This window comes from Nonomuraea sp. IBHARD001 (assembly GCF_056106265.1).
Genome location: NZ_JBWBBW010000002.1, coordinates 4859308 through 4885093 on the forward strand (window position 1 = coordinate 4859308; position 25786 = coordinate 4885093).

Annotated in this window: 19 protein-coding genes; 13 read left to right on the forward strand and 6 right to left on the reverse strand. The window is 71.0% G+C overall.

Going from position 1 to position 25786, the window contains the following annotated elements; genetic code table 11:
• Window positions 1-993: 993 nt before the first annotated feature.
• Window positions 994-1821, reverse strand: coding sequence for an alpha/beta fold hydrolase (locus tag ACTWNK_RS24275; protein ID WP_474306782.1), 828 nt, complete (start codon window positions 1819-1821; stop codon window positions 994-996).
• Between the two features lie 213 nt (window positions 1822-2034).
• Here ACTWNK_RS24275 and ACTWNK_RS24280 point away from each other — a divergent pair, with 213 nt between their 5' ends.
• Window positions 2035-4020, forward strand: coding sequence for a hypothetical protein (locus ACTWNK_RS24280; protein ID WP_474306783.1), 1986 nt, complete (start codon window positions 2035-2037; stop codon window positions 4018-4020).
• A gap of 11 nt (window positions 4021-4031) precedes the next feature.
• Here the strand turns inward: ACTWNK_RS24280 and ACTWNK_RS24285 are convergent, their stop codons facing one another.
• On the reverse strand, window positions 4032-4379 hold the full coding sequence (locus ACTWNK_RS24285; RefSeq protein WP_474306784.1) for an STAS domain-containing protein: 348 nt from the start codon (window positions 4377-4379) through the stop codon (window positions 4032-4034).
• Between the two features lie 128 nt (window positions 4380-4507).
• On the opposite strand from ACTWNK_RS24285, the gene ACTWNK_RS24290 reads away from it, so the two are divergent.
• The 6 genes from ACTWNK_RS24290 to ACTWNK_RS24315 all read left to right on the forward strand — a co-directional run bounded on the left by ACTWNK_RS24290 (window position 4508) and on the right by ACTWNK_RS24315 (window position 8807).
• Window positions 4508-5086, forward strand: coding sequence for an RNA polymerase sigma factor (locus tag ACTWNK_RS24290; protein ID WP_474306785.1), 579 nt, complete (start codon window positions 4508-4510; stop codon window positions 5084-5086).
• Window positions 5083-5727: a hypothetical protein gene (locus tag ACTWNK_RS24295; RefSeq protein ID WP_474306786.1), complete on the forward strand. Its 645-nt coding sequence runs from the start codon at window positions 5083-5085 to the stop codon at window positions 5725-5727. Before ACTWNK_RS24290 ends, ACTWNK_RS24295 begins: the two co-directional genes overlap by 4 nt.
• A gap of 111 nt (window positions 5728-5838) precedes the next feature.
• On the forward strand, window positions 5839-6531 hold the full coding sequence (locus ACTWNK_RS24300; RefSeq protein WP_474306787.1) for a hypothetical protein: 693 nt from the start codon (window positions 5839-5841) through the stop codon (window positions 6529-6531).
• The gene (locus ACTWNK_RS24305; protein WP_474306788.1) at window positions 6528-7325 is read left to right on the forward strand and encodes a hypothetical protein; all 798 of its coding nucleotides are present in this window, start codon (window positions 6528-6530) and stop codon (window positions 7323-7325) included. The genes ACTWNK_RS24300 and ACTWNK_RS24305 overlap by 4 nt, the downstream gene beginning before the upstream one ends.
• 1 nt (window position 7326) lies before the next feature.
• Entirely contained in the window at window positions 7327-8208 is an 882-nt protein-coding gene (locus ACTWNK_RS24310) for an ABC transporter ATP-binding protein (RefSeq protein ID WP_474306789.1), read from the forward strand.
• 35 nt (window positions 8209-8243) lie between these two features.
• Window positions 8244-8807, forward strand: coding sequence for an N-acetyltransferase family protein (locus ACTWNK_RS24315; protein ID WP_474306791.1), 564 nt, complete (start codon window positions 8244-8246; stop codon window positions 8805-8807).
• A gap of 303 nt (window positions 8808-9110) precedes the next feature.
• Here the strand turns inward: ACTWNK_RS24315 and ACTWNK_RS24320 are convergent, their stop codons facing one another.
• Entirely contained in the window at window positions 9111-9686 is a 576-nt protein-coding gene (locus tag ACTWNK_RS24320) for a TetR/AcrR family transcriptional regulator (RefSeq protein ID WP_474306792.1), read from the reverse strand.
• Window positions 9687-9860: 174 nt separating this feature from the next.
• Between ACTWNK_RS24320 and ACTWNK_RS24325 the strand changes: the two genes are divergently transcribed.
• Window positions 9861-11057, forward strand: a complete 1197-nt coding sequence (locus tag ACTWNK_RS24325) for an FAD-dependent monooxygenase (protein ID WP_474306793.1) — start codon at window positions 9861-9863, stop codon at window positions 11055-11057.
• Between the two features lie 226 nt (window positions 11058-11283).
• Here ACTWNK_RS24325 and ACTWNK_RS24330 read toward each other — a convergent pair whose 3' ends face one another.
• The gene (locus tag ACTWNK_RS24330) at window positions 11284-11670 is read right to left on the reverse strand and encodes a nuclear transport factor 2 family protein (protein WP_474306794.1); all 387 of its coding nucleotides are present in this window, start codon (window positions 11668-11670) and stop codon (window positions 11284-11286) included.
• Window positions 11671-11766: 96 nt separating this feature from the next.
• Between ACTWNK_RS24330 and ACTWNK_RS24335 the strand changes: the two genes are divergently transcribed.
• The gene (locus ACTWNK_RS24335; RefSeq protein WP_474306795.1) at window positions 11767-12333 is read left to right on the forward strand and encodes a TetR/AcrR family transcriptional regulator; all 567 of its coding nucleotides are present in this window, start codon (window positions 11767-11769) and stop codon (window positions 12331-12333) included.
• 138 nt (window positions 12334-12471) lie between these two features.
• Here ACTWNK_RS24335 and ACTWNK_RS24340 read toward each other — a convergent pair whose 3' ends face one another.
• Window positions 12472-17952 (reverse strand): DNRLRE domain-containing protein, encoded by a 5481-nt coding sequence (locus tag ACTWNK_RS24340; RefSeq protein ID WP_474306797.1) that lies wholly within the window; start codon window positions 17950-17952, stop codon window positions 12472-12474.
• A 90-nt stretch (window positions 17953-18042) separates the two neighbouring features.
• Window positions 18043-19005, reverse strand: coding sequence for a hypothetical protein (locus ACTWNK_RS24345; protein WP_474306798.1), 963 nt, complete (start codon window positions 19003-19005; stop codon window positions 18043-18045).
• 715 nt (window positions 19006-19720) lie between these two features.
• On the opposite strand from ACTWNK_RS24345, the gene ACTWNK_RS24350 reads away from it, so the two are divergent.
• The 4 genes from ACTWNK_RS24350 to ACTWNK_RS24365 all read left to right on the forward strand — a co-directional run bounded on the left by ACTWNK_RS24350 (window position 19721) and on the right by ACTWNK_RS24365 (window position 25752).
• Window positions 19721-19888 carry a hypothetical protein gene (locus ACTWNK_RS24350; RefSeq protein ID WP_474306800.1) on the forward strand — a complete coding sequence of 56 codons (168 nt, stop codon included), beginning with the start codon at window positions 19721-19723 and terminating at the stop codon, window positions 19886-19888.
• A gap of 34 nt (window positions 19889-19922) precedes the next feature.
• Window positions 19923-20717: a hypothetical protein gene (locus ACTWNK_RS24355; protein ID WP_474306801.1), complete on the forward strand. Its 795-nt coding sequence runs from the start codon at window positions 19923-19925 to the stop codon at window positions 20715-20717.
• A complete protein-coding gene (locus ACTWNK_RS24360; protein WP_474306802.1) occupies window positions 20707-21378 on the forward strand; it encodes a class F sortase in 672 nt (223 codons plus the stop codon). The genes ACTWNK_RS24355 and ACTWNK_RS24360 overlap by 11 nt, the downstream gene beginning before the upstream one ends.
• Before the next feature lie 267 nt (window positions 21379-21645).
• Window positions 21646-25752 carry a LamG domain-containing protein gene (locus ACTWNK_RS24365; RefSeq protein WP_474306803.1) on the forward strand — a complete coding sequence of 1369 codons (4107 nt, stop codon included), beginning with the start codon at window positions 21646-21648 and terminating at the stop codon, window positions 25750-25752.
• The last annotated feature ends 34 nt before the right edge of the window (window positions 25753-25786 follow it).

Sequence of the window (25786 nt, forward strand, 5' to 3'; positions counted from 1 at the left end):
ACCCCAGGCCAGAGCGCGTACCCCCGTCAGCGCCGTGAGCACCACGAGCACCAGGACCAGCCACCCGGCCCCCACCACCAGAAGAGGCGGGAGCGGGGAGTTGACCACGATCATCACCGGCACCGGCACCAAGAGGACCGGCCACCACGGATGCACGGCCGGGCGGCGACCGCCCTCTACCGCGCCCGAAGGCCACGCGACGACCTCGTGCGCGGAGCGCACCAGCCACAGCGCGCCGAGCACCTGCACCACCCCCAGCAGCCCCGCGACCACCCCACTGTGCGGCACCACCACAGACACCGGCCCCACCGCGTACGGCAGGACGACCGCGATCACGCCGAGGCCGGCCGTACCCGGGCTCCACCGGCCGCTGCGCAGTTGCCCCAACGGCAGCAGCAGGGCCAGCACCAACCACAGCAGCCGGGTCGCCATCCCCAGCAGGAAGTCCGGCGGCCACCCGAGCGCGGTCCCCATCGCCTCCCCGACCACGGCCGTCACGGCCAGGGCGAGCAGCGCCCCCCACATGCGGCCTGGCATCGCCCGGTAGCACGCCACCACGAGCGCGAAGGTCGCGGCCCGCAGCGCGAGCGACGACCATCGCGTGTCCAGCGCCAGATCGGCCAGCCAGAGGGCGGCGACGGCGTAAAGGGTGACGGCCAGCCACCGCGCACGCCGGTCGCCGCCCTCGCACCGCCCCGCCTCCGGACCGCGCAGGACCAGCCAGATCACCCACCCCTGCGCGCACCCGGACACCGCGAGCGCGGCGCGGACCGACAGGTCACCGTGTTCGAGCAGGCGGCGGCCGTACGGGATGAGGTCGCCGGGGAACCGGAAGCCGCCGGAGTGGGCGGTCAGGACGGCGAGCACGGCGAGCGCCGCGTAGAGCAGAGCCGCGACGGCGGCGATCGTCCCGAACCGGTAGCGGCGCACGCCCACTCCTGCACATCAAGATCAGTGAATGCCTCACCCTAGTACAGGAGTGGGAACTCCAGGTCAGCTCTGCAGGAACGCCAGCAGGTCGGCGTTGAAGCGCTCCTTGTCGCCCGGCACCATGGCGATGCCGTGCGAGCCCTTCTCGTACACCTTCAGCGTGGCAGCCGGGATGATCTCCACGGACCTGCGGGCGGTGGCGTCGATCGGGACGATCTGGTCGTCGTCACCGTGCACGATCAGCGTCGGCACGTCGAACTTCTTGAGGTCGTCGGTGAAGTCGGTGTACGCGAAGGCGTCCACGCACCGCACCCCGGCCTCGATCGACTGCTGCATGGCCATGAACCAGAAGGCGTCCTTGTTGCCCTGGGTGACCTTGTTGCCCGGCTGGTTGGCGGAGAAGAAGCCGATCGCGGTGTCCTGCCAGAACTGCGAGCGTTCGCGTAGGATGCCGTTCTTGATGTCCTGGAACACCTTGTCCGGCACACCGTCCGGATTGCCGTCGCCCTGCAGCATGAGCGGCGGCACCGCCGACAGCAGGACGGCCGACTTCACCCGATCCGTCCCGTGCCTGCCGATGTAGCGCGCCAGTTCGCCGCCGCCCATCGAGTGCGCGACCAGCGTCACGTCCTTCACGTCGAGATGGGTGAGCAGGTCGTTCAGGTCGTCGGCGAAGGTGTCGAAGTCGTAGCCCTGCCACGGCTGGGCCGACCTGCCGTGCCCGCGCCTGCTGTGCGCGATCCCCCGGTAGCCCGCATCAGCGACCGCCTTCAGCTGGTCCTCCCAGGCGTCGGCGTTCAGCGGCCAGCCGTGGATGAAGACGACCGGCCTGCCCTGGCCCCAGTCCTTGTAGTGGATCTCGACATTGTCCCGCGTGGTCACGTACGGCATGCGATTTCCCCCGATGTCGATCGCGGACGAGGCACGTGCCCGCCGATGCCGACGGGCGGCCCCCTGACAACCTGCCCCACCTGCCCTCTTCGCTGTCCCAAAGGGCCGCCAAAGCTCCCCTTATCGTTTGTGCCGCCGATCTACCAAAGCATCACTCTCGCCACCCGAACGATCACAATATGTAGTCAACGACTCGTTCAGTGGAGAAGTGAGATGCGGCAGAGCATGCGATACACGGCGGGCTGGCTGGCCACGGCCGGACTGGCCGCCGCGCTGACCGGCGGCGGCACGGCGACGGCGGCCTCGACCGTGCCCCCGGCGACGGCGTCGACATCCGTGGTCACAGTCAAGGTGGGCGGCGACCGTACCGGACCGAAAACGACGGGGCCGCTGGCCGGAGTGACGCTGGGCCTGTTCGCCACGGAGGCGGCGGCCGACCCGGTGGACCCCGGCTGGGGCGTCTGCACCTCCGACGCCGGGGGCGACTGCAGCTTCGTCGTCCCGGCCGAGCGTGCGGGCGCCCGCCTGTACGTCAAGCAGGTCGACGCGCCCACCGGATGGTACGTCAGTCCGAGCCTGCGGACCGGGCCGGGCAGCGGTTCGGGCTCGGTCGACACGCCGTACGTCTTCCAGACGCCCGTCCTGACCCTCGGCAAGGTGCACTCCTCCACCGCCGACTTCATGATCAGCGACACGAAGGGCCTGCAGACCGCGTCGGGCGGCGTCTGGCAGCAGTCGCGCGTCAACCCGCCGCTGCCCGACCGCTGCGGCCTGGACGTCGCCCTCATCCTCGACCTGTCCGCCTCGGTCGGCAGCGCGCTGCCCTCGCTGAAGAAGGCGGCCGACACCTTCACCGACTCCCTCGTCGGCACGCCCTCGCGGCTGGCCCTGTTCACCTTCGACAAGAACTCCCCCAGCACCGGCACCACCAACCATCCCGCCCTGGCCTCGGTCTCGACCCAGGCGGGCGCGCAGGCGTTCAAGAAGCTGTACGCGGGATGGGCGCTCGGCAAGGGCACCAACTGGGACCAGGGCCTGGCCGCCGTCGCCAAGGCGAGCCAGACCTACGAGCTGGCCGTCGTGCTCACCGACGGCAACCCCACCTACTACGACGCCACCGGCGGCAACGGCTCGACCACCCGCCTGCGCGAGGTCGAGAACGGCATCTTCTCCGCCAACGCCATCAAGGCCAAGAAGACCCGGACCGTCGCGGTCGGCGTCGGCAAGGGCGTCGTCGGCCTGACCGAGCTGAACCTGCGCGCCATCTCCGGCACCACGGCCTTCACCGGGTCGAACTCCGCCGACGCCGACTACTACCAGACCACCGACTTCGAGGCCGCCGGCACCGCGCTCAAGGAGCTCGCGCTGACCCAGTGCGCCGGATCGCTCTCGGTCGTCAAGCAGCTGGTCGACGACGACGCCACCGGCGAGGAGATCACCGGCGCCCATCCGGCCGGCCCCGGCTGGACGTTCGAGGCCACGACCGTCACGCCCGGCGTCACCGGCCTGCCCGAGACCCAGACCACGACGGACGACGGCACCGGCTCGGTCGCCTTCCACCCCGAGTACGGCGAGGCCTCGACCGCCGCCGTGACGATCACCGAGACGCAGCACGCGGGCCACACGCTCGTCACCAGGAACGGCGCCAACGGCCAATGCCGCAACCTGGACACCGGCAAGAGCCTGACCTCGACCAACGAGGGCGCGCACGGCTTCACCGTCGACGTGCCGCAGGGCGCGGCCATCAGCTGCACGGTGTACAACCGCCCCGCGAACGACCCCGGCGACGACCCCGGCCGCCTCACCCTGAGGAAGAAGGTCGTCAACCGCAACGGCGGCACCGCCCGCCCCTCCGCCTGGCTGCTGCACGCCGACGGCCCGACCCCCGTCAAGGGCCGCTCGGGCACCTCCGCCTCGGTCCTGCCCGGCGTCTACACCCTCAAGGAGAGCGGCGGCCCACGCGGCTACACCGCCTCCCCCTGGAACTGCGCCTCCGGCGACCGCCGCCTCACCGTCACAGCCGGCAAGGTCACCATCCCGCCCCGCACCCACGTCACCTGCACCATCACCAACCACCAGCGCCCTGTACGGCCAGGCCCGGTGTGTCGGCTCGTACCCCGGCCCGGGGGGCTGCTGTGCATTGAGCCGCAGGCCGATCGCGCAGCGGGGTACGGCTCCCGCCCTCGTGACGAGGGCTGACGATCGATGTGTCAAGAGCGCGCCTGGCTGGCCGCCTGGACGGTGTCGTACACCGGTAGGCGGTCGGCCAGGCCGGTGATGCGCAGCATGCGGGCGGGCAGCGGAGCCGGGGCGGCGTAGGCCACCTGGACGCCTCCCGCCCGCAGACGCGTGTACACCGACAGCAGCGCAGCCAGCCCGATCGAGTCCAGGAACGTCACCGCCGACAGGTCCACCACGGTCAACGGCACCGGATCCAGCGCGTACTGCCTCAGCCAGTCCTGCAGCCCCTGCGCACTCAACCAGGTCAGCTCCCCCACCGGCCTGACGGTCAGCACGTCGCCCTCCTCGTTCACCGTCACGTGCAGCCCCGCGTCCATCCCGATCCCCCTTCGGCTGTGCCGTGGGCGCTCCTCCCCCGGGCTTTCCCGGCCAAACAAACCCTCGCGCGCGGGTCCGGCCGTACTCTGGTGAACCCCAGGCGTGCCCCGGCGCTACCCACCTGGCAATGAACGGGGTGGCGGTGGGACTGACAGGCCGTGTGCGGCGGCTCGCCCGTGCGGGCGGCGACGATGCCATGGCTGATGCCAAGGTGCTGGCCAGGGTCGCCGACGGCGACCCGGCGGCCCTGGAGGAGATCTACGACCGGTACGGCAGGCCGCTGCTGACGTTCCTGCAGCGCCTGACCGGGGACAGGGGCACGGCCGAGGAGATCCTGCAGGACACCCTGCTGGCGGTCTGGCGTTCGGCGGGCACCTACCAGCGGCGTTCCAGTGCGAGCACCTGGCTGTTCGGCGTGGCCCGCAGGCAGGCGCACAACCGCCTGCGCAATCTGCCGCCTCCCGTCACGGCCGAGCCCACCGACGAGGCCGACCCGGTCGCCGGGCCCGAAGAGCTGGCCGTCGGGGCCGACCGGGTGCAGGCGGCGCTGGCCAGGCTGCCGCTTCCTCAGCGTGAGGTGGTCGCGCTCGCCTATCTGGAGGATCTGAGTCACCAGGAGGTGTCCGACCTGCTGGGCATCCCTGTCGGCACCGTGAAGAGCCGTCTGCACCACGCGCGTGCGGCGCTGAGGGAGGAGCTGGGATGAAGGACGTCATCCGCGCCGTGCTGCTGCGCTCGGCGCTGGGCGAGCAGGAGCCGCTGATCGTCGACCGCGCGGCGCGCACCCGGGCCCTGCTGCTGGCCCAGCTCAGGCTCGTGCATCCGGCGCAATGGTGGGCCTCCGGGCTGGTCATGCTGGTCGCCGCGCTGCTGACCCTGGCGGGCAACGAGGCTGCCGAGATCGTGCTCGCGCTGGTGGTGCCCCTGGTGACCGCCTCCGGCGTCGCCTGGCTGCACGACGAGGCCGTCGAGGTGGTCAGCGTGACACCGACCTCACCTCGGGTGATCCTGCTGGCCAGGGTGACGCTGCTGATCGGCTACGACCTGGTGCTGGCGCTCGGCGCTTCCGCAGTGCCCTATGCGATGGGGCTGGGGTCTCTGGTGACGACGTGGCTCGGGCCGATGGCGTTGCTGTCGGGGCTCAGTCTGCTGCTGTCGGTGTGGTGGAGTCCTGAAGGTGCCACCGGAGTGGCGGTGACCGCTTGGTGTGCCTATGCCCTCGCGGTGCTGGGCGGGATCGGTGGCGATTGGCGCACCGGGCCGATGGCGGGCGTGCTGGCCGTGGTGCTGGCGGCCGGGGCGGTGTACGGCGCTGGGAGGCGTGAAGTGGCTGGTGGTCGGGGGTGACGCGGAGACCGTGGATGTGGGTGTGGAGGTGGAGGTTGGTGTGGGCGGATGTGAGCAAGGGCGGTTCGGGGGCGGTGAACCTTGGACGGGGTGGGGTGCAACTCAATGGTCATGAGACCCGTGGAACTCTGGGCGCACGAGGTGCGCAGGGCCGGACCCGGCGCCCTGGCCGCCCCGCCCGGCATCGCCGTGTCGATAGCGGCGTTCGCCGTCTGCGCGCAGGCGCTGGGCTCGCGTGAGGCGGTGACGGAGATGTTGCTGCTGGCCTCGGTCGAGATGGGCATTCCGCTGGCCGCCGGGGTCGCCGCCGCGGCGCTGGTCGGGCGCGATCCGGCGATCGAGCTGCAGCTGACCGTGCCGACCTGCTACCGCACGACGCTGATGCGCAGGCTCGCGGTGCTGACCGGCTGGGCGGGGGCGTGCGCGGTCGGCGTGTGCCTGGTCGTCGAGGCGAGCGGCCGATGGCCTGCCGTGCACACCGGGCCGCAGAGCCAGCTCGTCTGGCTGGCTCCCACCCTGTGGCTGACCGCGCTGGGCCTGCTCGCCGGAGCCGCGCTGCGCAGCGTCGCCGCCGCCACCACCGTCGTGGCGCTCGTGTGGACGCTGGAGCAGGTCTTCGCCGCACTGCTGCAGCAGGAGACGTGGTCGCGGCTGCTGTTCCTGTTCGCGACCACGCGGGGGGCGGTGCCCGGCGATTGGCTGGCCAACAGGTTGACGCTCGTCGGGGTGGCGCTCGTGCTGGGGGCGATCGGCTGGGTGTTGCTCGGGCGCACCGAGCGGCTGTTCGGAGGGGAGAGGGAATGATCGCGACACTGCGTTACGAGTTCCGCATGCAGGTGCGCCGTCGTGCGTTGTGGGTGGTCAACGCCGTGGCGCTGGCGCTGACCCTGGCGGCGGGCCCGGCCTACCGCGCACCCTCCCTGCTCACGGCCTATGCCGAGACGCAGGGTGCGATGGTGATGCTCTTCCGGGCGTGCCTGGCGCTGTTCCCCATCGCCTACGCGGTCATGATCGCCGATCGGCTGGTGCGCGATCGACGGCTCAAGGTCGCCGACCTGCTCGACGTCACCCCTGCCGGGCGCACCGGCAGGCTGGTGGGCAAGTATGCCGGGGTCTGCCTGGCCTCGGCCGTGCCACTCACCCTGGCGTACTTCGGCAGAGCCCTCGTCTACGCCGTCGTCGAGGGCGAGCCGTCGGCGATGGGCTGGGCGGCGGTCATCTTCGTGGCCAGCATCGTGCCCGCCCTCGTCTTCGTCGGTGCGCTGGCCCTCGTCGGGCCGTTGCTGCTCCCCTTGGCGATCTTCCGTGTGCTCTTCGTCGTGTACTGGTTCTGGGGCAACCTCATTCCGGCCCAGCTCATGCCCACGGTGTCCAACTCCTTGCTGTCGGCGATCGACGTCTACATGGAGCAGGTGTTCTTCCACCCGTACGCGCCCGGTGTCGAATACGCGGACTGGCCGAACCCTGAGGCCGCGCTCAACTTCCTCCGTCCCGATCCGACCGTCTTCACCGCCTTCGCCTGGGTGGCCATCATGATCACCCTCGCCGCGGGCCTGCTCGGCGCGGCCCGCCTGCACGCCTCCCGAACGGAGTCCTGACATGCGCATCGAGATCTCGCAGCTCACCAAGGTCTACAAGGGCAGGGTCCGCGCGCTCGACGGCGTCGACCTCGACATCCCCACCGGCATGTACGGCCTGCTCGGGGCCAACGGGGCGGGCAAGACCACACTCATGCGCGTCCTGGCCGGGTTGCTCACCCCCACCTCGGGCGCCGTACGCGTCGGCGGCCACGACCTGTCGACCGGCCAAGGGCGTCAGGCGGTCAAGCACGTCCTCGGCTACCTGCCGCAGGACCTCGGCCTCTATCCCGACCTGACCGCCAGGCAGTTCCTCGACTACATCGCCCTGCTGAAGGGTTTCGACTCCCGGACCCAGCGGCGGCGCAGGGTCTCCGAACTCCTTGAGGTCGTCGCCCTCACCTCCGACGCCGACCGCAAACTCAAAGGCTTCTCGGGTGGCATGCTCCGCCGTGCCGGCATCGCCCAAGCCCTTCTGGCCGACCCCCGTCTCCTCATCGTCGACGAGCCGACAGCCGGCCTCGACCCCGAGGAACGCATCCGCTTCCGTACCCTCCTGTCCCAGCTGGCAGGCCACCGCACTGTCCTGCTCAGCACCCATATCGTCGAGGACGTCGCCCAGACCTGCCGTTCCCTCACCGTTCTGTCCAAGGGGAAGGTCGTCTTCACCGGCGAGGTGGACGAGCTGACCTCCCGGGCTCGGGATCGGGTGTGGCTGGTCTCCCGGGGTGACGGGACGCCGCCCGAGGTGGGGACGGTGGTATCGGCACTGCCGCACTCGGGTGGGATGCGGTATCGGGTGGTTTCGGGGACGGCTCCGGCAGTGGATGCGGTGGGGTTGGAGCCTTCGCTGGAGGATGGGTATTTGGCGTTGATGGAGGCGCGGGGAGTGGGGGTGCGGTGAGGCATTGGGCATGACGGCTGGGGAGGATTCGTCGTATGGGTGAAGGCGGGTACTCGTTGCGGGCGGCGGTGGCCGACGATGCGGGCTTTCTTACGGACATGCTCTTGGCTGCGGTGAACTGGGATCCCACTCGGGAGGCGGTCAGCCGCGACCGCGTCCTCGCCGATCGCCGAACGGCGCACTACGTCGAGGGCTGGCCGCGCACGGGCGACCTCGGCGTGATCGCCGTCGAGGCGGACGTTGGGCTTGGGGCGGGCTCGGGGCTTGGGGCGGGCGCCGTACGAGGGGGGGATGTCGGGCGGGCGGTCGGGGCGGCCTGGCTGCGGGAGTTCGGCTCTGGTGATCCGGGTTATGGCTTCGTGGCCGAGGGCGTTCCGGAGTTGTCGGTGGGCGTTCTTCCGTCGTGGCGAGGGAAGGGGGTGGGACATGCCTTGCTGACCGATCTGGCCCGGCGAGCCGCAGCACGAGGCGTCACTCGCATCAGCCTGAGCGTCGAACGGGCCAACCGCGCGCACCGCCTCTACACCGTCATGGGCTTCATCACCGTCGAAAGGGGGCCGGACTCGGACACGATGGTCATGCTCGTGTCCGGAGGGTGAGACCGGTCCTTCCCTGACGACGGCCGCAGGTGGTTCTCGTCTCGGGCCCTCATCTCGGGCCGTGGGGTTGTCGGCTGCCCAGTTGTCTGGTTGACCCGCTGTCTGGTTGCCCCGATCGGGCGAGGTCGTGGTGGGGTCGTGGGCTCGTGGTGGGGTCGTCGTAGGCTCGTCCTGGGTTCGTCGTGGGCGCGGTCGGCAATCCCCCTGCATATTGACTCTGCCGAAGCCGACGCCTCCGCCGCGCAACGCCGCCCGCCGCCTCCGCCACCGGGCCGTGCGATCGCCGCCCGTCGCAGATGGCACTCAGCCCGCTACAGGGGGTGGGGCAGTCGGCTGTGGTTTGAGGCCGTCCAGGAGGACGGTCAGGAAGGCGTCGGTCAGGGGTGGGGTGGGGTGGGAGCGGGCGATGGCGAGGGTGGTTTCGGCGATGAGGTGGGCGGTGAGGTCGGGAGGGAGGTCGGTACGGAGGGTGGCGTCGTGTCTGGCGGCTTCGAGCATGCGTTCCACGCCTGCGGTGAGGGCGGTGCGCAGGGCGGTGGTGGTGGGCAGGTTCAGGTCGGCGAGTTGGTCGGCGATGGCGTGATGGGCGGCCTGGAAGGCGATCAGCTCACGCAGGAATGTGCGTAGGGCCTGGTACGGCGTGGTCTCGGCGAGCAGGTCGGCCGAGCGTTGGACGACGGGCTCCAGGAGTTGGGCGACGGCGGCGTCGAGCAGGGCGTCCTTGCCGCCGAACGTACGCACGACGGTCGCGGCGCCGAGGCCTGCCCGCTTGGCGATCGCCTCGACGGTGAGGGACGTACCGGGCTCGGCCAGCAGTTGCATGGCGGCGTCGAGGGCGAGGGCACGGTTGCGTACGGCATCGGCACGCCGTTTGGGCATGACGGGCACGTTGGGGTCGGCGGACCGGTTCCGATTGGGGTCGCCGGGCGGTTGGGGCTCGGCGGGTCGTGCGGAGGCGGTCGGGCGTTGGGCGGGTGTTGACAAGTGGAATGCTCCTTCCACATACTCAAATGGAATGGACATTTCACTTAGTTTAGCGTGAGGAGAGGTCTCATGAACGAGCGGGTGCTGATCTCTGGAGCGAGTATCGCCGGGCTGACCCTGGCCCACTGGCTGGCCGTGTACGGCCTTCGGCCCACGATTGTCGAGCGGGCCGGCGCGTTGCGTACCGGCGGTAATGGTGTGGATGTGCGTGCCGATGCGGTCGTGGTGGCCGAGCGGATGGGGATCATGCCGCGTGTCCGGGAGTTGGCCGCCGATGTGCACGGCATCACGTTCGTAGACGCGGACGACAACGCCGTCGCCAGGGTCGGCACCCGCGACCCGGACTCGGTGGAGATCATGCGCGGCGACCTGGTCGCCCTGCTGAGCGAGGTGACCGACGTGGAGATCCTGTACGGCGACGCGATCGCCGGTCTGGCGCAGGACGACGGCGGTGTCGACGTCACGTTCGAGCAGGGCGCCAACCGCCGGTTCGACCTGGTCGTCGGCGCCGACGGGATGCACTCCGCCGTACGACGGCTGGTTTTCGGGCCCGAGGAGCGGTTCGTCCGGCACAGGGACCACTACTTCGCCTTCGCCGACGCCGATGTCCGCCTCGGGGAGGATCGGTGGGTGACGATGTACAACACGCCGGGCACGATGGCCGGGATCTACCGGTCGGGCCGGCACGCCCAGGCCAAGGCGTACTTCATCTTCCGATCAGGCCCACTGGATCACGATCACCGAGACGTTCGGGCACACAAGCGCCTGGTCGCCGAGGCGTTCGCCGGGCAGACGTGGAGCCGGACGCAGGCTCTCCTCGACTCGGCGCTCGCCGATCCGGAGTTCTACTTCGACTCGCTGGGCCAGGTACACATGGAATCCTGGTCACACGGCCGCGTCGCCCTGGTCGGCGACGCCGCCTGGTGCGCCTCCCCCGCCTCGGGCGCGGGCGCCGAACTGGCCATGGTCGGCGCGTACCTGCTGGCCGGGGAGCTCGCGGCGGCGGGCGGGGACCACCGCACGGGCTTGCGTCGCTACGAGGCCGCCCACCGGCCGCTGGTCCGGCGCAAGCAGCAGATCGGCCCGAACGTCCGCCTCATGGTGCCCCGCACCGAAGCCGGCAGACGCCTGCGCGACGCCCTGGCACGTACGCCCCTCCTGCGGGCCGCCGATGCGATCGAACGCCGCGTGCGGGCCAGGAAGACCGCCCCTCTGCCCGAGTACGGCCACGCCCGGGGCGACCACCTTTCCCCGGCCGACACGTGACAGCTATCTACTACCGACACACGACAGGCCCCCACCCACGACCACCCCCGAGGCGAACACCTCTCCGTTACCAACACACGACCGGCCCCCACCCACGACCGCGCCCGGCGCGAACACCTCTCCGTTGCCGACGCGCGACAAGACCTCACCCACGCCCACGCCCGGAGCAACTACCTATCCGTAGCCGACAGGCGACAGACCTCCACCCCCGGCAGCCCCGCCCACCTCAGCCCCCCACAGCCAGCGGAACCTCGCCCGCAGTCTTGCTGAACCCCAGCGCCTCGACGATCAGCCCATCCCGGACCCGCATGAGGTTGACCCCGCTCACCCAATCGCCCTCCCCCTGCCCGAAGCGGTAATGCCAGTGGATCGTCGCCCGGTCCCCGGCGATCACCACCTCCTGAGGAGTGAACTGGGTGGCCCGATCGGCGGCGAGCCCCTGCCACCAGGCCAGGCAGGCCGCATGCCCCTCGACGCGCTCACCCGACGGAGCCGGCTGGACCGACTCCATCACACACTCTTCGCCGATCAGCCCGGCCAGCAACCCGGGGTCGTGCTCGACGAAGGCGCGGTTGAACAGGTCGATGACAGCGGCAGTGGAAGGGACAGGCATGCCGTACTCCTTAGGACAGAAATAGATAGAACAGTCGGTCTACCACCACCATATAGACCGGTTGATCTACCCGTCAACGCGTGCGACGCTTCTCCCATGACCGTCCGCACCACGCCCGGCCCGCGCGAACGCCTTCTGGAGGCCGCCCAGCACCTCACCTACAGCCAAGGCATGCATGTCGGCGTCGACTCCATCCTCAAATCCGCACATGTCGCCAGGCGCTCGCTGTATGAGCACTTCGGGGGCAAGGACGGGCTGATCGCCGAGGTACTGCGGCGCAGTACCGCCGAGGACGAGGACGCCTACCGGCGGACGATGGACACGGCGGGCGACGACCCGCGGGCCAGGCTGCTGGCCGTGTTCGACCGGCTGGCGGAGATCGTCGCCGAGCCGGGGTTCCGCGGCTGCCGCTATCTGGCCGCCGATCTCGCCCTGCCCGACCCGGACCACCCGGGGCACGCCGTCACCCGCGAGTACCGCCGCCGCGTGCACCTGCTCTTCGAGCACGAGCTGCTGCGCCTGGGCCACCCGCGCCCGGCCAGGGCCGCCGACCAGCTTCTGCTGCTGGTCGACGGCCTGCTGGCCGCCGGGGCCACCCGGCCGGGCGCCGACCCGGCCGGACCGGCCCGCGACCTGGCCGAACGCGTACTCGCCGACCGCTGAGCGACCCTGGACGGCCCGTCCCTTCAGAGAAGACGCCCCAGGGCCAGACCGCACAACCCACCCCCAAGAGAGCCCATCACCTCACAACAGACGCCCCAGGGCCAGACCGCACAACCAACCCCGACACAGCCCATCACCTCACAACAGACGCCCCAGCGCCGGGTCGTACAACCGCCCCCCGACCAGGAGCGTCCCGTCGATGCCCACCGTCTCCCGCAGGTGCCCGCCTCGCCAGCCGTAGCGGCGCGGTTCGCCCGTGGTCACGCCGTACTCGTCGTAGGTCAGGACGGTGGCCTCGCCGGTGGTGAGGTCCAGGTCGGTGCCGACGTCGGCGTCGAGGGTCAGGAGTTGCAGGCGTACCGCACCCGCGGTCCCGGTGAGCGCGGCGAGCGTGCCGCCGGTCCCCTGTACGTTCCTGACGACCTGGCCGCCGTCGGCACTCCACAGGGGAGCGTCGCCGTCGTCGCCGTACCGGTAGGACGACGTCGTCCCGGCCTCGGTGACCGCGCCCGTCGGCCGCCCGGCGGGATCGGTCGTCCAGGTGAGCGCCCTGTCCCCGGCGCTCTGCCGGTACGGCGTGCCGTCGGCGTGCCAGGCCACCGTACGGCCGCCCGGCAGTGCGGTGAGGCGGCCCACGGCGTCATAGGCGTACCCGGGCCCGGTCAGGCGTCCGGCCGCGTCCATCGGGTAGGCGGTGAGCGTGGCGGCGGCGTCGTCCGGCTGCGGGCAGTCCTCCTCCGACACCTGTACGGCGAGCCTGGTGCGATCGCCGTCGGCGTCGAGGTCGTAGCGGCGCAACGCGCACACCGGCCAGGCGTACTCCAGCACGGAGGTCAGCCTTCCGGCCCGGTCGTAGCCGAGTGTGCGGTCGGTCATGGCGTCGGTGCGCAGGCTCAGCAGCGCCTGGCCGTGCACCGAAGGGGCGATCTGGTCGATCATGACGGGCCCTTCCAGCCCGTCCCTGGTGTACATCCTGGCGAACCTCGTGCCGATCTCGTCGTGCAGATCGGCCACGTGCAGGCCGCCCGGCAGGTCGCCCGAGACCTGACGGCCCTCGGCGTCGTACCGGGCGGTGAACGTGCCCGCCACCGGGTCCGTGAGCGAGGTGAGCAGGCCGCGCGGCTCGACGGCGTGGTCGTAGGCGTAGAGGGTGGCGGCCGACGCCGGGTCGACGACCTTCGTCCTGCGGTCCAGGTCGTCGTACTCGGTGCGGGTCACACCGCCCGAGGCGTCGGTGTAGGAGGTCGTCCTGCCGAGCCGGTCACGGCCGGTGACCAGGCGTTCGAGCACCACGCCTGCGCCGTCGACCCGCTGCCGCTCGGCGATGCGGCCGGTGCTCTGGTCGTAGGCCAGGCGGGTGGCGGGTACGGCGCGGCCCGGGTCTCCGGTGACGCGGGTGACGGCCGGGCGTCCGGCCTGGTCGTACTCGGTCTGGACGGTACGCCCGGCCTCGGTCACCGTGGCCCGGTCGCCGTACCTGGTGTAGGTGTAGGTGCGCGGGCCCTCCTGGCAGGTCAGACCGGCCCATTCGGGGCGGGCGGCGCAGGGGCCGGCGCCGTTCGCGGTGTAGGGGGTGGTTCGGGTCTCGGCGCCGCCGGGTGCGGTGACCTTGACCGGTCTGGCGTCGGCGTCGTGGACCGTGGTCGTGCTGATCGCCAGGCCGCCGGGGTCGACGACGCTCTGCGACGGCCTGCCGAAGCGCCAGTCGTAGGCCGTGCTCACGACTCTGACGTCGGCGTCCGGCGCGCTCTCCCTGCCGACGATCCTGGCGCCGGTCCTGGTCGTGGTGACCAGGTCACGGGTGGCGGCGTCGGCGGGGCGGCCCTGGTCGTAGGTGTGGACGGTGTGCCGCCTCGCGCCGATCGCATAGCCGGCGGGCAGCTCCTCCTCCGCGCCCGGCGCGTCCGCCTCCAGGGTGATCATGTGGACCGGGCCGAGCTCCTCCAGCACGCCTCGCCCGTCGACGCCGTGCACGGTCCTGGTGGACAGCAGCTCGGCGCGTTCGGCCTGGCTGTACTGGGTGATGGCCAGCTCAGCGAGCCGGTAGTCGGTCGTGTCGCGCAGGGCCAGCTCGCGGTTGGCCGCAGTGAGCTCACGCACCCGGCGGCCGGACAGGTCGTACTCGGCCGCCGACAGATGGCCGCCGGGCGTCAGGATGTCGACCGCACGTCCCGCGCCGTCCAGGTAGACGACGGTGGCCCTGCTCCACGCCTGCCCGCCCGGCCGCTGGTCGGGCGGGAAGAGCGCGGTCGCGGTGTCGGGGGCCGCGGCCTGCGCCCAGGCCGACACATGGGCGGCGGCCACGTCGGCCGGACCGCCCGACGCCTTCGTCAGCGGCACGCCGTACACCAGGCTGGTTCTGGCCTCGCCGGTCACCGTGTCGGGTGTGCCCGGCTTGAGGGTGGGGCGGGAGGCGGCGAGCAGGCGGCCGGTGCTCTGGTCGTGGGCAAAGGTCCAGGGCAGTTCGCCTGGCGGGGTGAGCGTGGTGATCCGGCCTGCGGCGTCGTGGCCGTAGAGGGTCTTCAGGGCCGGGGTGATCCTCGGGTCCCAGGCCTCCCGCAGGCGGCCCGCGCTGTCGTAGGCGTACTGGGCCACCGCGACCGGCGCCTCCATCTCGGCCCTGCCGGGCGTGGCGCCGTGGAACACGACCCGCTCGGCCCGTCCCTGCGCCGTGTACAGGAGTTCGAGCACCCGGCACCCGGGCAGCGGCGACGGCGGCGCACAGCCGGTGACCGGGTCGGCCACCGAGGGCGAGGGCCCGGCGATCGCCCGCAGCCGGGTCGTGCCGCCCACCGTCTCGTACAGGTAGCGGGTGGCCTGGCCGCTGCCGGGCGGGGTGACGGACGCGGCCAGGTGGAGGCCGTCGGCCGCCGCCTTAGTGAAGACCGTGCTGCCGCCCCGCGAGTCGCTCAGCGTGTAGGCGCCCGACAGCCGCAGCCCTTCGGCGCCGCGCTCGGCCCGCCAGCCGGTGCCCGCCCTGGTGAACTGGAGCGGCGTGCCCTCGGCCGTGATCACCTCGACCGAGCTCGGCGAGGTCTCGCGCAGGACGGCCACACCGGTGGACCACTCCGGCCCGAACGCGGCGGCCAGCCCGGCGATCCGCGTGCCGGGCGCCGGAGGGAGCGAGGAGGAGGAACGGCTGAGCGACATGCCGAACACCTTCGCGTCCTCGGCGAGGAGCCGGTGCTCTCCGGTCAGCAGGTTCACCGTTCCCGCCTGCGGCACGGCCTGGCCGGGGCCGGTGGACAGCGACCGTACCTCGGCCTGCGAGGCGCCCCGGTCGACGATCACGGCCGCCTGGCCCGTCTCGGCGCTCTGCCCGGCCGCGCCGTGCACCAGCGCGCGTACCCGTACGGCCGCGTCGCCGCCGAGATGGGCGGCGGCGTTCCAGGTGAGACCGGTGACGGCCGTGGTCCCGGCCGTGGCGGGCGCCGGGACCGGCCATGCGGTGAGCGGCCTGCCGTCGGCGCCGAGCACGTGCCCGGCGGGGATGTCGGCCCAGGCGTCGCCGTCGGCGCGACGCCACTGGAACCTGGCGCCGGTGAACGCGGTGCCCGAGACCGCCAGCGCGACCTGGCCCAGGCTGCGCTGCCCGTCGCGCGGCGCGGTGAGGCTCGCCGAGATCGTGTCCGGCCCGACCTCGAATGCGTAGGTCACGGTGGGAGAGGCGTTGCCCGCCTTGTCGATCGTGTACGCCTGCAGGGTGTGGGCGCCGATCGTGGCAGGCGTCAGGGTGACGGCCTTGGCCGTGCCCGTGGTCAGCACCTTGACGGTCGTGCCGCCGTCCAGCCGGTAGGCGACCCAGCCGGTGTCGGTGCTCGCCGGAGTGATGGTGAACACGCCCGCCTTGCCCGCGTCGCCGTGCCTGGCGCCGTCCGCCGGGTAGTCGGCGGAGCTCACCTTGGGCGCGGGCGGCTTGGCGGTGTCCACGGTGAACGTCGCGCTCTGGTACGCCTTGGAGGACAGGGAGCCGTCGTTGGACCAGGCCCTGATCGTGTACGCCTTGCCGTTGACTAGCTTGCCGGACGGCACGGTGGCCACGGAGTACCCGCCGCTGGCGACATATCCCCCGTACAGGTTGTCCACGACCACCGTCGTCCCGTCGTAGACGTCGAACAGGCCCCGGACGTTGCCGCTGTCGGCGTCGCCCACGTGGGCGCGCAGTTGCGGGGTCGCGGTGGCCACCCAGTGGGTGACGGCGCCCGCGACGGTGTAGTCGGTGACCGGTGTGGCCCAGGTCGAGGGCGGCTTGGTGGGATAGGAGTTGTAGGTCACCGAGATCGACGGCGGATGGGAGGCGGCATTGCCCGAGTTGAAGCGCTTCCAGCCGTACTCGTCGCTCTCACTGGCGGCCCGCAGCCCCATCCCCGCCTCGCTCCAGCCGTTGTCGGCCCAGTGCTGCACCAGCGAGGTGACATTGGCGCTCACCCAGCCGTCCGCACACCCGGAGCCCCAGCCCTTGGTCGCGGTCGAGGTGGCATACCGTACGGCCAGCGCCGGGCCCGGCCAGCGTGAGGCGGTCGTGGCGCGGTTGGCGGTCCAGACCTCCCACCCACGGGCGGCGCACGACCAGGAGTGGTGGTTCCACAGGTTCAGCGTCGCGGAGAGGATCTTCTTGCCCGCCACGCCCGGCGTCTTCCACGTGATGAACGAGCGGGCCACCTGACCGCTGCCGTTGTTACCGATCTTCAGCTCGGTGGCGCCCGACTGGTCGGTGCCGTACCCCTCCTGGACGAAGGTGTCGAAGACCTGGCCCAGGTTCAGCGAGGGGTCGACGGTGACCGGGTACACGGTGGCCGGATCGGCGAGGAAGTCCTGGGCCGGGGTGAGCACGAGGTCCTGGCCGACCAGCCGCATCGCGACCGGGGCGCGGTTGTGGTGCTCGCCCGAGCCGGGATGCACCTGGGCGTCCCACATGACCGGGGCGGGAATCGTGACGGCCTTCGCCCCCTTGCGGTCGACGAGCTCGACACCGCCGTCGGCCGTCTGGCGGGCCTTCATACCCGGGGCACGCAGCCGCAGCCGGTACGAGAGCGGGGTCGCGGGCCGCTTCCTGAGCAGCAGGAACTGCTCGGCGCCCGTCCTGGTGGCCGACACGACGAGGTCGGCGTACGGCAGGACGTCCCGGTAGGTGGCGTGTTCACCGTTCAGGGTGGGTGTGGGCAGGGCGCCCTTCCACTGGAGGGTGACCTGGCCCTGGCCTTCGCCGAGCGTGATCAGGTCGGTGTGCGTGGCCGCGCCGCGCCCGCCGAACCGCAGGCCCCGCCGGTGGCCCCGGGGTACGGCCTCGCCGTTCGGTGCGGTGACGAGCGAGATGTCGACCGGCTTCCACACGCCGTCCTCGCGGAACCTGATCGGCCCGGCGAAGGTGTCGACGGTCAGGGAGCCGTCGGGGTTGGCGTAGGTGGTGGCGTTCTCGGTGCGCGCCGCCTCCACCTCGACGCGCTCGCCGCTCAGGCGTGCGGTGAGGCGGGCCGACGTCTCGTCGGGGGCGCTCCTCGCGGCGGGTGGCGCGGGCACGGGCTCGGGCGCGGCATCGGCCGGTTGCGGGGTTCCGGCCACGGTCAAGGCGAGGACCAGGGCGAGAACGGCCGCCACACGGAGGTGGAACGTGCTCATGAAACGGACTCCGGGAAGAGAAGCTGTGGGGGGAGGGTGTCCAAGCCGGACGAACCGGCGGGGCCGCGATCGGGCCCCGCCGGTCGACGGCTACGTGCTTGAGCAGCTCTTCTTACGGACCTCGCCCCACAGGATGGGCGTCACCGAGCCGACCCACTGGGCGCGGATGGCGAAACACTGGTTCTTGTTGGCGGCTTCGCGGATCTTGTAGATGAACGAGGCGATCCCCGTGACGATCGCGACCTTGCAGATCAGCTTGACCTTGGAGTTCTTGACCTTGTCGCAGCCGGCCTTGAGCACCTCGGCCGCCGCGGCGGCGCCGCCGTACAGCCAGGCGTTGTGGATGCGCTTGGTCAGGCTGCGCGAGAACAGGACGCGGCACATGGCCTTCCACCACTCGCACTGCAGCTTGACGGCCGGGTCGGCGACGACCGGGTACGTGGCGCCCGCGTGGTTCACGGTCTGGACGAGCGTCATGCCCTCGACCCGGTACGTCGTCGGCACGGGCCTGCCCGCGGCGTCCTTGGCCCACGGGGTGTCGATCTCGCCGAGGTAGATGTCGTTGTTGTAGATGATGACCGTCTGGTCGTCGGCCTCCACCTCCAGCGTGCTGTTGTCCGGAGCGCTGATCGGGAAGCGGTACTCCGTGGGCGCCGACGCGTCCTTGATGACGGTGAGCACACGGGCGATCTGCCCCGTGCGCTGATGCGCGAACGCGACACTCGGCTGCGTGGCCGCATAGGTCACCAGACCGGGAAGCGCCCGGTTCCCGACCCCCGCCGCCTGCGGGGCGCCGAGCCCGATCTCCTCGTCGCTGATGTTGACCCGCAGCGTGTGGTCCGGCGCCGCCGCGAAGACCCGCTGCACGTTCCCGTCCGGGATCTCGGTGGGAGGCACGGTCCTGGCCTCCTCGACGATCTCCGGTACGACCTGGGTGAGCGCCGCGAGGACCGGGTCAGGGGCCGCGACCGCCGGTGTGCCTGCCGCGGTCGCACTGCCGAGAGCCAGGACGGCCGTCATCAGGGTGACGAGGGCCCGTGTGCCGATGCGCATGGATGTCCTTCCACATGCGTTTTGGGGGGAATGACGCAAACGACGCCACGGTAAAGATCATTAGTGGACGGCCGAGTGATCTTCCATGACCATCTGGAAAACGATTACCGTCCATCCGGGACCCCAAGCCTCGAAGGTGGCCCACCCCCCTCCCCAGATCGGTACAGCCGCCGACGATCTACCAAACCGTTCTGCTCTCGACATACGCGACGCAAAGCACAGGCAAAGTTCTCCTCTAAGCTTGCGCCCAGTGTCCATCTCTGAGGTGTTTGGGAGTATTTGTCATGTTCTGGTGCTCACGGTGATGAACGTGAGCAGGAGCCGGTTCCGCCTCGTCGTCCCGCTCGTTTTCGTCCTGCTGTTCTGGGCGCCCCCTGCCGCCCTGGCCGATCCCGGCGATCCGTCTCAGCCCGAGTGGATCGAACCCGACCCCGGCCCCGGCGAAGAGGAGAGCCCGAAGAAACGGCCGACACCAAAACCGACACCGACTCCCACGCCCACACCGACGGTCACCGTCACCGTCACTCCGCCCAGCGCCACGCCACCACCACCGGCACCGGCCCCCACACTTCCCTCTCCGCTGCCGCCCATACCCTCTCCCGGCCCCACAGCCGTTCCCGAGCCGTCTCTCCAGCTCCCCGCAGCAACCCCGAGCACCCCCACACCACCCACACAACCTCCACCCGCCGCACCGCAGCCGATCGAGATCGACCATATGGCCGAGACGACCGAGGACGAGCTAAGCGATCAGCTCGCCCTGGCCGTACCCGCATTCCTGCTGATCATGGCGGTCATCCCAGGGCTGATCTTCGTCGAGTACCGCACGCGCCTTCCGGCCCACTCTCGCGGCGAGCGGCACATCGCCCAGCACCGCACCGGCTGATCCACCCGCCCTCTTCCAGGAGACCCCTGTCATCGTGAAGCTCTCACTCCTGCGCGCCTTTCCGCCCCTGCTCGGCATCGGCGCCATGGCCCTGCTCTCCACACCGGCCGCTGCCGCCACGCCGGTCGCCCTCACCTACGTCTGCAAAGCACCCATCGGGTCGGACACCCCGGTCCAGGCGCAGGTGAGGGCGAAGATCCCGGTATCCGGCCAGGCCAGCACCAGCCTGCCGGTCGAATGGGACGTCGAGCTGCAGATGAGCACACCGAAGACCCTCGCCGCCGGATCCCTCACCGCACGCGGAACCCTCAAGGTGTCCGGCGCGGCCCAGGAGAGCATCGCCACCTCCGCCGCGGCCAACACGAGCGCCGTCGCACAAGGCGAGCCGCTGCGCCTGACCGCGCTCAAGGGCACCTACGTGCCCGCCACGGCCGGAACGTACACGATCACCCCGGGCGACGTCGTCATCGTCGTCTCCGGCAGTGCGGGCGCCGCCGCCCAGGAGAGCCTGTGCACGGCCGACCCCGCCGCCGCCCAGCTCTCCACCGTCACGATCACCGCACCGGGCACGGCAAGCCCCTCCCCCACCTCCTCACCGTCCACGACGGCCACCCCCACCCCGACACAGACGACGACCGTCACCGCGACCGCCGAACCCACCGAGCAGGCGGTGGCCGGTGCCGCCATCACCCCCGAAGGCGCAGCCCCAACCGGCGGCGGTGGCCTGGCCGACCCCGACCTGCTCCCCTACACCGTCGCGGGCGTGCTGGCCCTGCTGGGCATCGGCGTCGGCCTGGAGTTCAGGCGCAAGCGCGCTCATGGCCGCTGAGCCCTGGCCCCACCCGCAACCCACACGCGGCCACGCGCCGCCGGGGCCACTGCTGTGGACGCTGGTGATCGCCGGACTGGTCGCCGCCCTCGGTGTGCCGATCGCCATGACCGGTCGCATCCTGTCCGACGCCGCCACCTCCACCCCATCGGCGGCGTCCGGCTGGCCCATCCCCGCCCCGCCACCCGTACCCTCGGCCAACGACGCTCGACGCAGGGAGCCACCTGCCCGGATCTCGATCGCCTCGATCGGCGTGTCGGCCGCCATCACCCCGGTCGGCGTCGACGACAACCAGGTGATCGAGACCCCGCCGCTCGCCGAGCCGAACCTCGCCGGGTGGTATCGGCACGGCCCCAGCCCAGGCGAGCTCGGCCCTGCCGTGATCCTCGGTCATGTCGACACCGTCTCGGGCCCCGCCGTGTTCGCCCGCCTGGCCGATCTCACGCCAGGCGACGCGATCACCGTCACCCATGCCGACGGCACCGGCGACACCTTCGTCGTCGAGCACGTGCAGCACGTCGCCAAGAACCGTTTCCCGACCGAGAAAGTCTACGGGGCGCTCGGCCACCCGGCCCTGCGCCTGATCACCTGTGGCGGCTCGTTCGACCGCCGAGCCGGGAGCTACAGCGACAACATCATCGTGTACGCGCGCCCTGCCTGACGGCCGAAACCGATACGTGTGTCGATCGTAAGATTTCTGTGACTTTCTGCCTATCTCAACGCTTTACGCGGAGTTTAGGGCTTTGTAGAGCTTTCAGAGATCGTTTATTGCTAAATCTCCTCTTTCGATCATACCAAGCGGTTGATACCTTCATGTCGCTTTACTGTGACTAGAGGAAAGTTTGGGGTTTTCGTGGCGTGGATACGTAGGGTGTCCGCCGCGGTCACCGGGGCCTTGTGCCTCGGAATGCTGCAGGCACTACCCACCGTGGACGGCCTTCCGGCCGCGGCAGCCGAGGTGCGGAGCACCGGCTCGGGCGAACTCGTAGCCACGCAGGCCGGAGCGCTCGCCCGTGCCCGCAAGACCGGGAAACCGGTAGAGATCGGTGCGTTCCGCGGTGAGAGCCGGGACATCGTCGCCAACCCGGACGGCACCTTCACCGAAACCCAGCACCTGCTCCCGGTACGTACCCGCAAGGGCGGAAAGTGGGTCGGCATCGACACCACGCTCGCCCGTAATGCCGACGGCAGCATCAGCCCCAAGGCCACCGTCGCCGAGATGACCTTCTCCGGCGGCGGCGACACCCCGATGGCCACGATCGAGAGCGTCGGCCGCTCGATGAGCATCGGCTGGAAGAGCCGTCTGCCCGAGCCCGTGCTCGACGGCGACACCGCCACCTACGCCGAGGTCCTGCCGGGCGTCGACCTGCATGTGCGCGCCGACGCGACCGGCTTCGCGCACGTCCTGGAGGTCAAGAACCGCGAGGCGGCGCAGAACCCGCAGCTGACGCGGCTCGCCTACACCCTGGAGGCCCAGGGGGTGACGGTCACCTCCGAGCCCGGCGCCGGACTGGTCGCCACGGACAAGGCCATGGGCGGCACCGTGTTCGAGGCCCCCACCCCGCTGATGTGGGACTCCGGCGCCGCCCCGGCCGCGAGCGCCGCACGTACGGCGCTCGCGGTGTCCGAGGAGGACAAGGCCAGCGCCGAAGGGCCGGGCGACGGGTCCAGGACCGCCGAGATGCCGGTGGCGCTCAACGCCGGCGAGATGGCGCTGACCCCGGACACGACATTGCTGACCGGCCCGGACACCACGTTCCCCGTCTTCATCGACCCTCAGACGCACACCCCAATGCAGACCGAGTGGGCGATGACGACCAGCGCCTTCCCCAGCACCTCGTACTACAAGTTCACCACCAAGAGCGAGGGTATGGGCTACTGCAGCACCAGCCTGGACGGCGACTGCGGCTCCAACCACGTCAAGCGCCTGCACTACGAGATCCCGATGGGCGAGTTCGCCGGTAAGAGCATCATCTCGGCCGAGCTGCAGGTGTGGGAGACGCACTCGGCCTCCTGCACCGACAAGGTCGCCGAGCTGTGGTGGACCGACAACTTCGCCGACAAGATCGACTGGACCAAGCAGAACCAGAGCGGCTGGTGGCGTAAGAAGATCGGCTCGAAGAACGAGTCACTCGGCTGGGGTCCCGACTGCCCCGCCGGGAACCTGATCTTCAGCGGCATCGAGACCCCGCTGCGCGAGGCGCTCGCCGCGGGCCAGACGCGCATGGCGTTCGGCCTGCGCGCGGCCAGTGAGAGCGACCCGATGGGCTGGAAGCGCTTCTCCCGCAACGCCTACCTGCGTGTCCGCTACAACACGCCGCCGCCGCAGCCCAAGCAGGCCGATCTGTGGATGAACCCGGGCGGCAAGTGCCTGGCGACCGCCGCGCTCGTCAACAAGCCGCCGACGTTGTACGCGACGCTCACCGACGCCGACACCGAGTCGCCCGACAAGCTGTACGCGGAGTTCCAGGCCTCCTGGGACGCCAAGGACGGCGCCGGGTGGAAGCCCCGCTGGACCTCCGCCAGGACCGGCCCGCTGACCAGCGGCGACACCTTCCAGGTCACGATGCCTGCCACCATCCCGCAGAACACCTCGATCGCCTGGCACGTCCGCACCTGGGACGGCACGGACTACAGCCCGTGGAGCTATGAGGGCGACGCCCAGACCGGCTGCTACCTGATCTACGACGGCACCGCACCGGCACCCCCGACCGTCGTCTCCTCCCAGTACCCGGCCTCCAACCCGGCAGACCCGGCCGACCCGTGGCGCGACGGGGTGGGCAGGTACGGCAGCTTCACCCTGGACACCGTCGCCACCGACGCCGTCAAGTACACCTACCAGCTGAACGCCGAGCCCGTGCAGACGGTCGTCACGAGTGCGGGGGCGGCCAAGAGCGTGCAGCTCATGCCCACTCGCGCGGGCCTGAACTACCTCAACGTCCAGGCCTGGGACGGCGCCGGAAAGGCGAGCCCCACCACCTCGCACGCCTTCAGGGTCAGGGCAGGATCGCCCGCCAAGGCGCAGTGGCTGCTGGACGAGGGCGCCGGCGCGGTGCTGAGCGACGCCGATCCCGACAGCGACAACACCACTTTCCCGGCGAACGCCGCGGGCGGTTTCTCCCTCGGCCACACCGGTGTCGACGGCAAGGCGCTCGGCCTCGACGGAGTCTCGGGCCACGCCGTGACGGGCGCCTCGCCCCTGAACACCTCCACCGCCTACAGCGTCTCGGCCTGGGTGAAGCTGTCGGACCTGTCGCGCAACGCCAATGTGGTCGGCCAGGACGGCACCCGGATGTCGGCCTTCTGGCTCTCCTACAACGCGGCCACCAAGAAGTGGAACTACACCCGCACCTCCACCGACGCCGACACCGGCTACACCTGGTTGCGCACCGAGTCGGCGCAGGAGGCCGAGGCGGGCAAGTGGACGCACCTGGTCGGCGTCAGCGATGTCGTCGGCGGCCGGATGACGCTGTACGTCAACGGCGTCAAGCAGGCCGAAGCCGTCCAGAGCGCCCCCTGGGCCGCCACCGGCCCGCTGGTGATCGGCCGCGGCAAGTGGAAGGGCAACGTCGGCGACTACTGGCCCGGCCACATCGACGACGTCCGCGCCTACGACCGGGTACTGACCGGCGACGAGGCCAAGCAGCTGACCAACAGCGCCCGCGTGCTCACCGGTCGCTGGAAGCTGGGAAGCGCATCGGCCACCGCCCCCGCTTCGACCCCCGACGACACCTCCTACGCACGCCCGCTCACCCTGTCGGGCGACGCGCAGATCGCCCCGGTCGAGGGCGGCGTCGGCCAGGCGAGCCTGCGCCTGGACGCCGACGGCGACGGCCAGGGCGGCCATGCCGAGAGCGCCGTGCCCGTCGTCAGGACCAAGGAGAGCTTCAGCATGATGGGCTGGGTCAACCTGCCCTCACGCCCGACCCGCCCCGTCACCGTCTTCAGCCAGGCGGGCACCGTCAACAGCGCCTTCACCGTGCGCTACCAGCCCGACGCGGCCAACCCGGCCGAAGCCGGAACCTGGCAGGTCGTCCTGCCCGACAGGGACGGCGCCGGAGCGGTCATGCAGACGGCCTCGCACTCCAGCTTCCACGCCAACGACACCTGGGACCACCTGGCGCTCACCTACGACGCCTTCGCCGCCGAGGTGCGCCTGTACGTCAACGGGCAGCTGCAGGCCGCATCGCCGCTGTCCTACCGGCTCGGCACCACGAGCTTCGAGTCCACCGGAGGGCTTCAGCTCGGCCGTACCAAGACCGGCGGCGTGTGGGGTGAGTCCCTGTCGGGCGACGTCGACGACGTGTGGGCCTATCAGGGCGTCGCGACGGCGAGCGAGATCCAGCTGCGCGGCAGCAGGACCGAGCTCGACACCTATCCGCCCGCCGAGGCCCGGCTGCTGCTGAGCTTCGACGAGGGCGACGGCCCCACGGCCTTCGACGGCTCCGGCTCCGACCGGCACCTCACCCTGGAGGGCTCCCCGCTCTGGGGCGGCGACGTCCGCGGCGGTGCGGCGATCGAGCTGGACGGGGCGACCCAGTACGGCGCCACCGAGGGCCCCGTCGTCCGGACCGACCAGAGCTTCTCGGTCGCCGCCTGGGTCAAGCTGACCGACAACGGCAAGAGCGCCATGGCCGTGACCCAGGACGGCGCCACACACGGCGGCCTCCAGCTCGGTTACGAGGTCAACACCCGCCGCTGGGCCTTCAAGATGGCCCAGCCGAACCAGGCCGACCCGGTACGCGGGCAGGTGGTCGCCGCCACCGACGCGGCCTACGGCGTGTGGACGCACCTCACCGGTGTCTACAACGCCGACACCCGCACGATGCTGCTGTACGTCAACGGTCAGCCGTCGGGCACGCCGCTGTCCTACACCCCCGTCGCCACCGCCGCCGGTCCCCTCCAGATCGGCCGGTTGAAGTGGTACGGCAAGTACGTCGATCTGTGGCCAGGGGCCGTGGACGAGGTCCGCGTGTTCCAGGGTGTGCTCACCCCGGACGCCATCGCGGTCCTGGCCGACCCCGAGCAGATCTGACCCGGGTGGCGCCGCCTGACATCGGCGGCGCCAC

What these genes read in the sequence shown, in the direction of transcription:
- ACTWNK_RS24275 (WP_474306782.1), bottom strand. Translation starts at nt 1,821, where the DNA reads ATGCCGTACGTGACCACGCGGGACAATGTCGAGATCCACTACAAGGAC.
- ACTWNK_RS24280 (WP_474306783.1), top strand. Translation starts at nt 2,035, where the DNA reads ATGCGGCAGAGCATGCGATACACGGCGGGCTGGCTGGCCACGGCCGGA.
- ACTWNK_RS24285 (WP_474306784.1), bottom strand. Translation starts at nt 4,379, where the DNA reads ATGGACGCGGGGCTGCACGTGACGGTGAACGAGGAGGGCGACGTGCTG.
- ACTWNK_RS24290 (WP_474306785.1), top strand. Translation starts at nt 4,508, where the DNA reads ATGAACGGGGTGGCGGTGGGACTGACAGGCCGTGTGCGGCGGCTCGCC.
- ACTWNK_RS24295 (WP_474306786.1), top strand. Translation starts at nt 5,083, where the DNA reads ATGAAGGACGTCATCCGCGCCGTGCTGCTGCGCTCGGCGCTGGGCGAG.
- ACTWNK_RS24300 (WP_474306787.1), top strand. Translation starts at nt 5,839, where the DNA reads ATGAGACCCGTGGAACTCTGGGCGCACGAGGTGCGCAGGGCCGGACCC.
- ACTWNK_RS24305 (WP_474306788.1), top strand. Translation starts at nt 6,528, where the DNA reads ATGATCGCGACACTGCGTTACGAGTTCCGCATGCAGGTGCGCCGTCGT.
- ACTWNK_RS24310 (WP_474306789.1), top strand. Translation starts at nt 7,327, where the DNA reads ATGCGCATCGAGATCTCGCAGCTCACCAAGGTCTACAAGGGCAGGGTC.
- ACTWNK_RS24315 (WP_474306791.1), top strand. Translation starts at nt 8,244, where the DNA reads ATGGGTGAAGGCGGGTACTCGTTGCGGGCGGCGGTGGCCGACGATGCG.
- ACTWNK_RS24320 (WP_474306792.1), bottom strand. Translation starts at nt 9,686, where the DNA reads ATGCCCAAACGGCGTGCCGATGCCGTACGCAACCGTGCCCTCGCCCTC.
- ACTWNK_RS24325 (WP_474306793.1), top strand. Translation starts at nt 9,861, where the DNA reads ATGAACGAGCGGGTGCTGATCTCTGGAGCGAGTATCGCCGGGCTGACC.
- ACTWNK_RS24330 (WP_474306794.1), bottom strand. Translation starts at nt 11,670, where the DNA reads ATGCCTGTCCCTTCCACTGCCGCTGTCATCGACCTGTTCAACCGCGCC.
- ACTWNK_RS24335 (WP_474306795.1), top strand. Translation starts at nt 11,767, where the DNA reads ATGACCGTCCGCACCACGCCCGGCCCGCGCGAACGCCTTCTGGAGGCC.
- ACTWNK_RS24340 (WP_474306797.1), bottom strand. Translation starts at nt 17,952, where the DNA reads ATGAGCACGTTCCACCTCCGTGTGGCGGCCGTTCTCGCCCTGGTCCTC.
- ACTWNK_RS24345 (WP_474306798.1), bottom strand. Translation starts at nt 19,005, where the DNA reads ATGCGCATCGGCACACGGGCCCTCGTCACCCTGATGACGGCCGTCCTG.
- ACTWNK_RS24350 (WP_474306800.1), top strand. Translation starts at nt 19,721, where the DNA reads ATGGCCGAGACGACCGAGGACGAGCTAAGCGATCAGCTCGCCCTGGCC.
- ACTWNK_RS24360 (WP_474306802.1), top strand. Translation starts at nt 20,707, where the DNA reads ATGGCCGCTGAGCCCTGGCCCCACCCGCAACCCACACGCGGCCACGCG.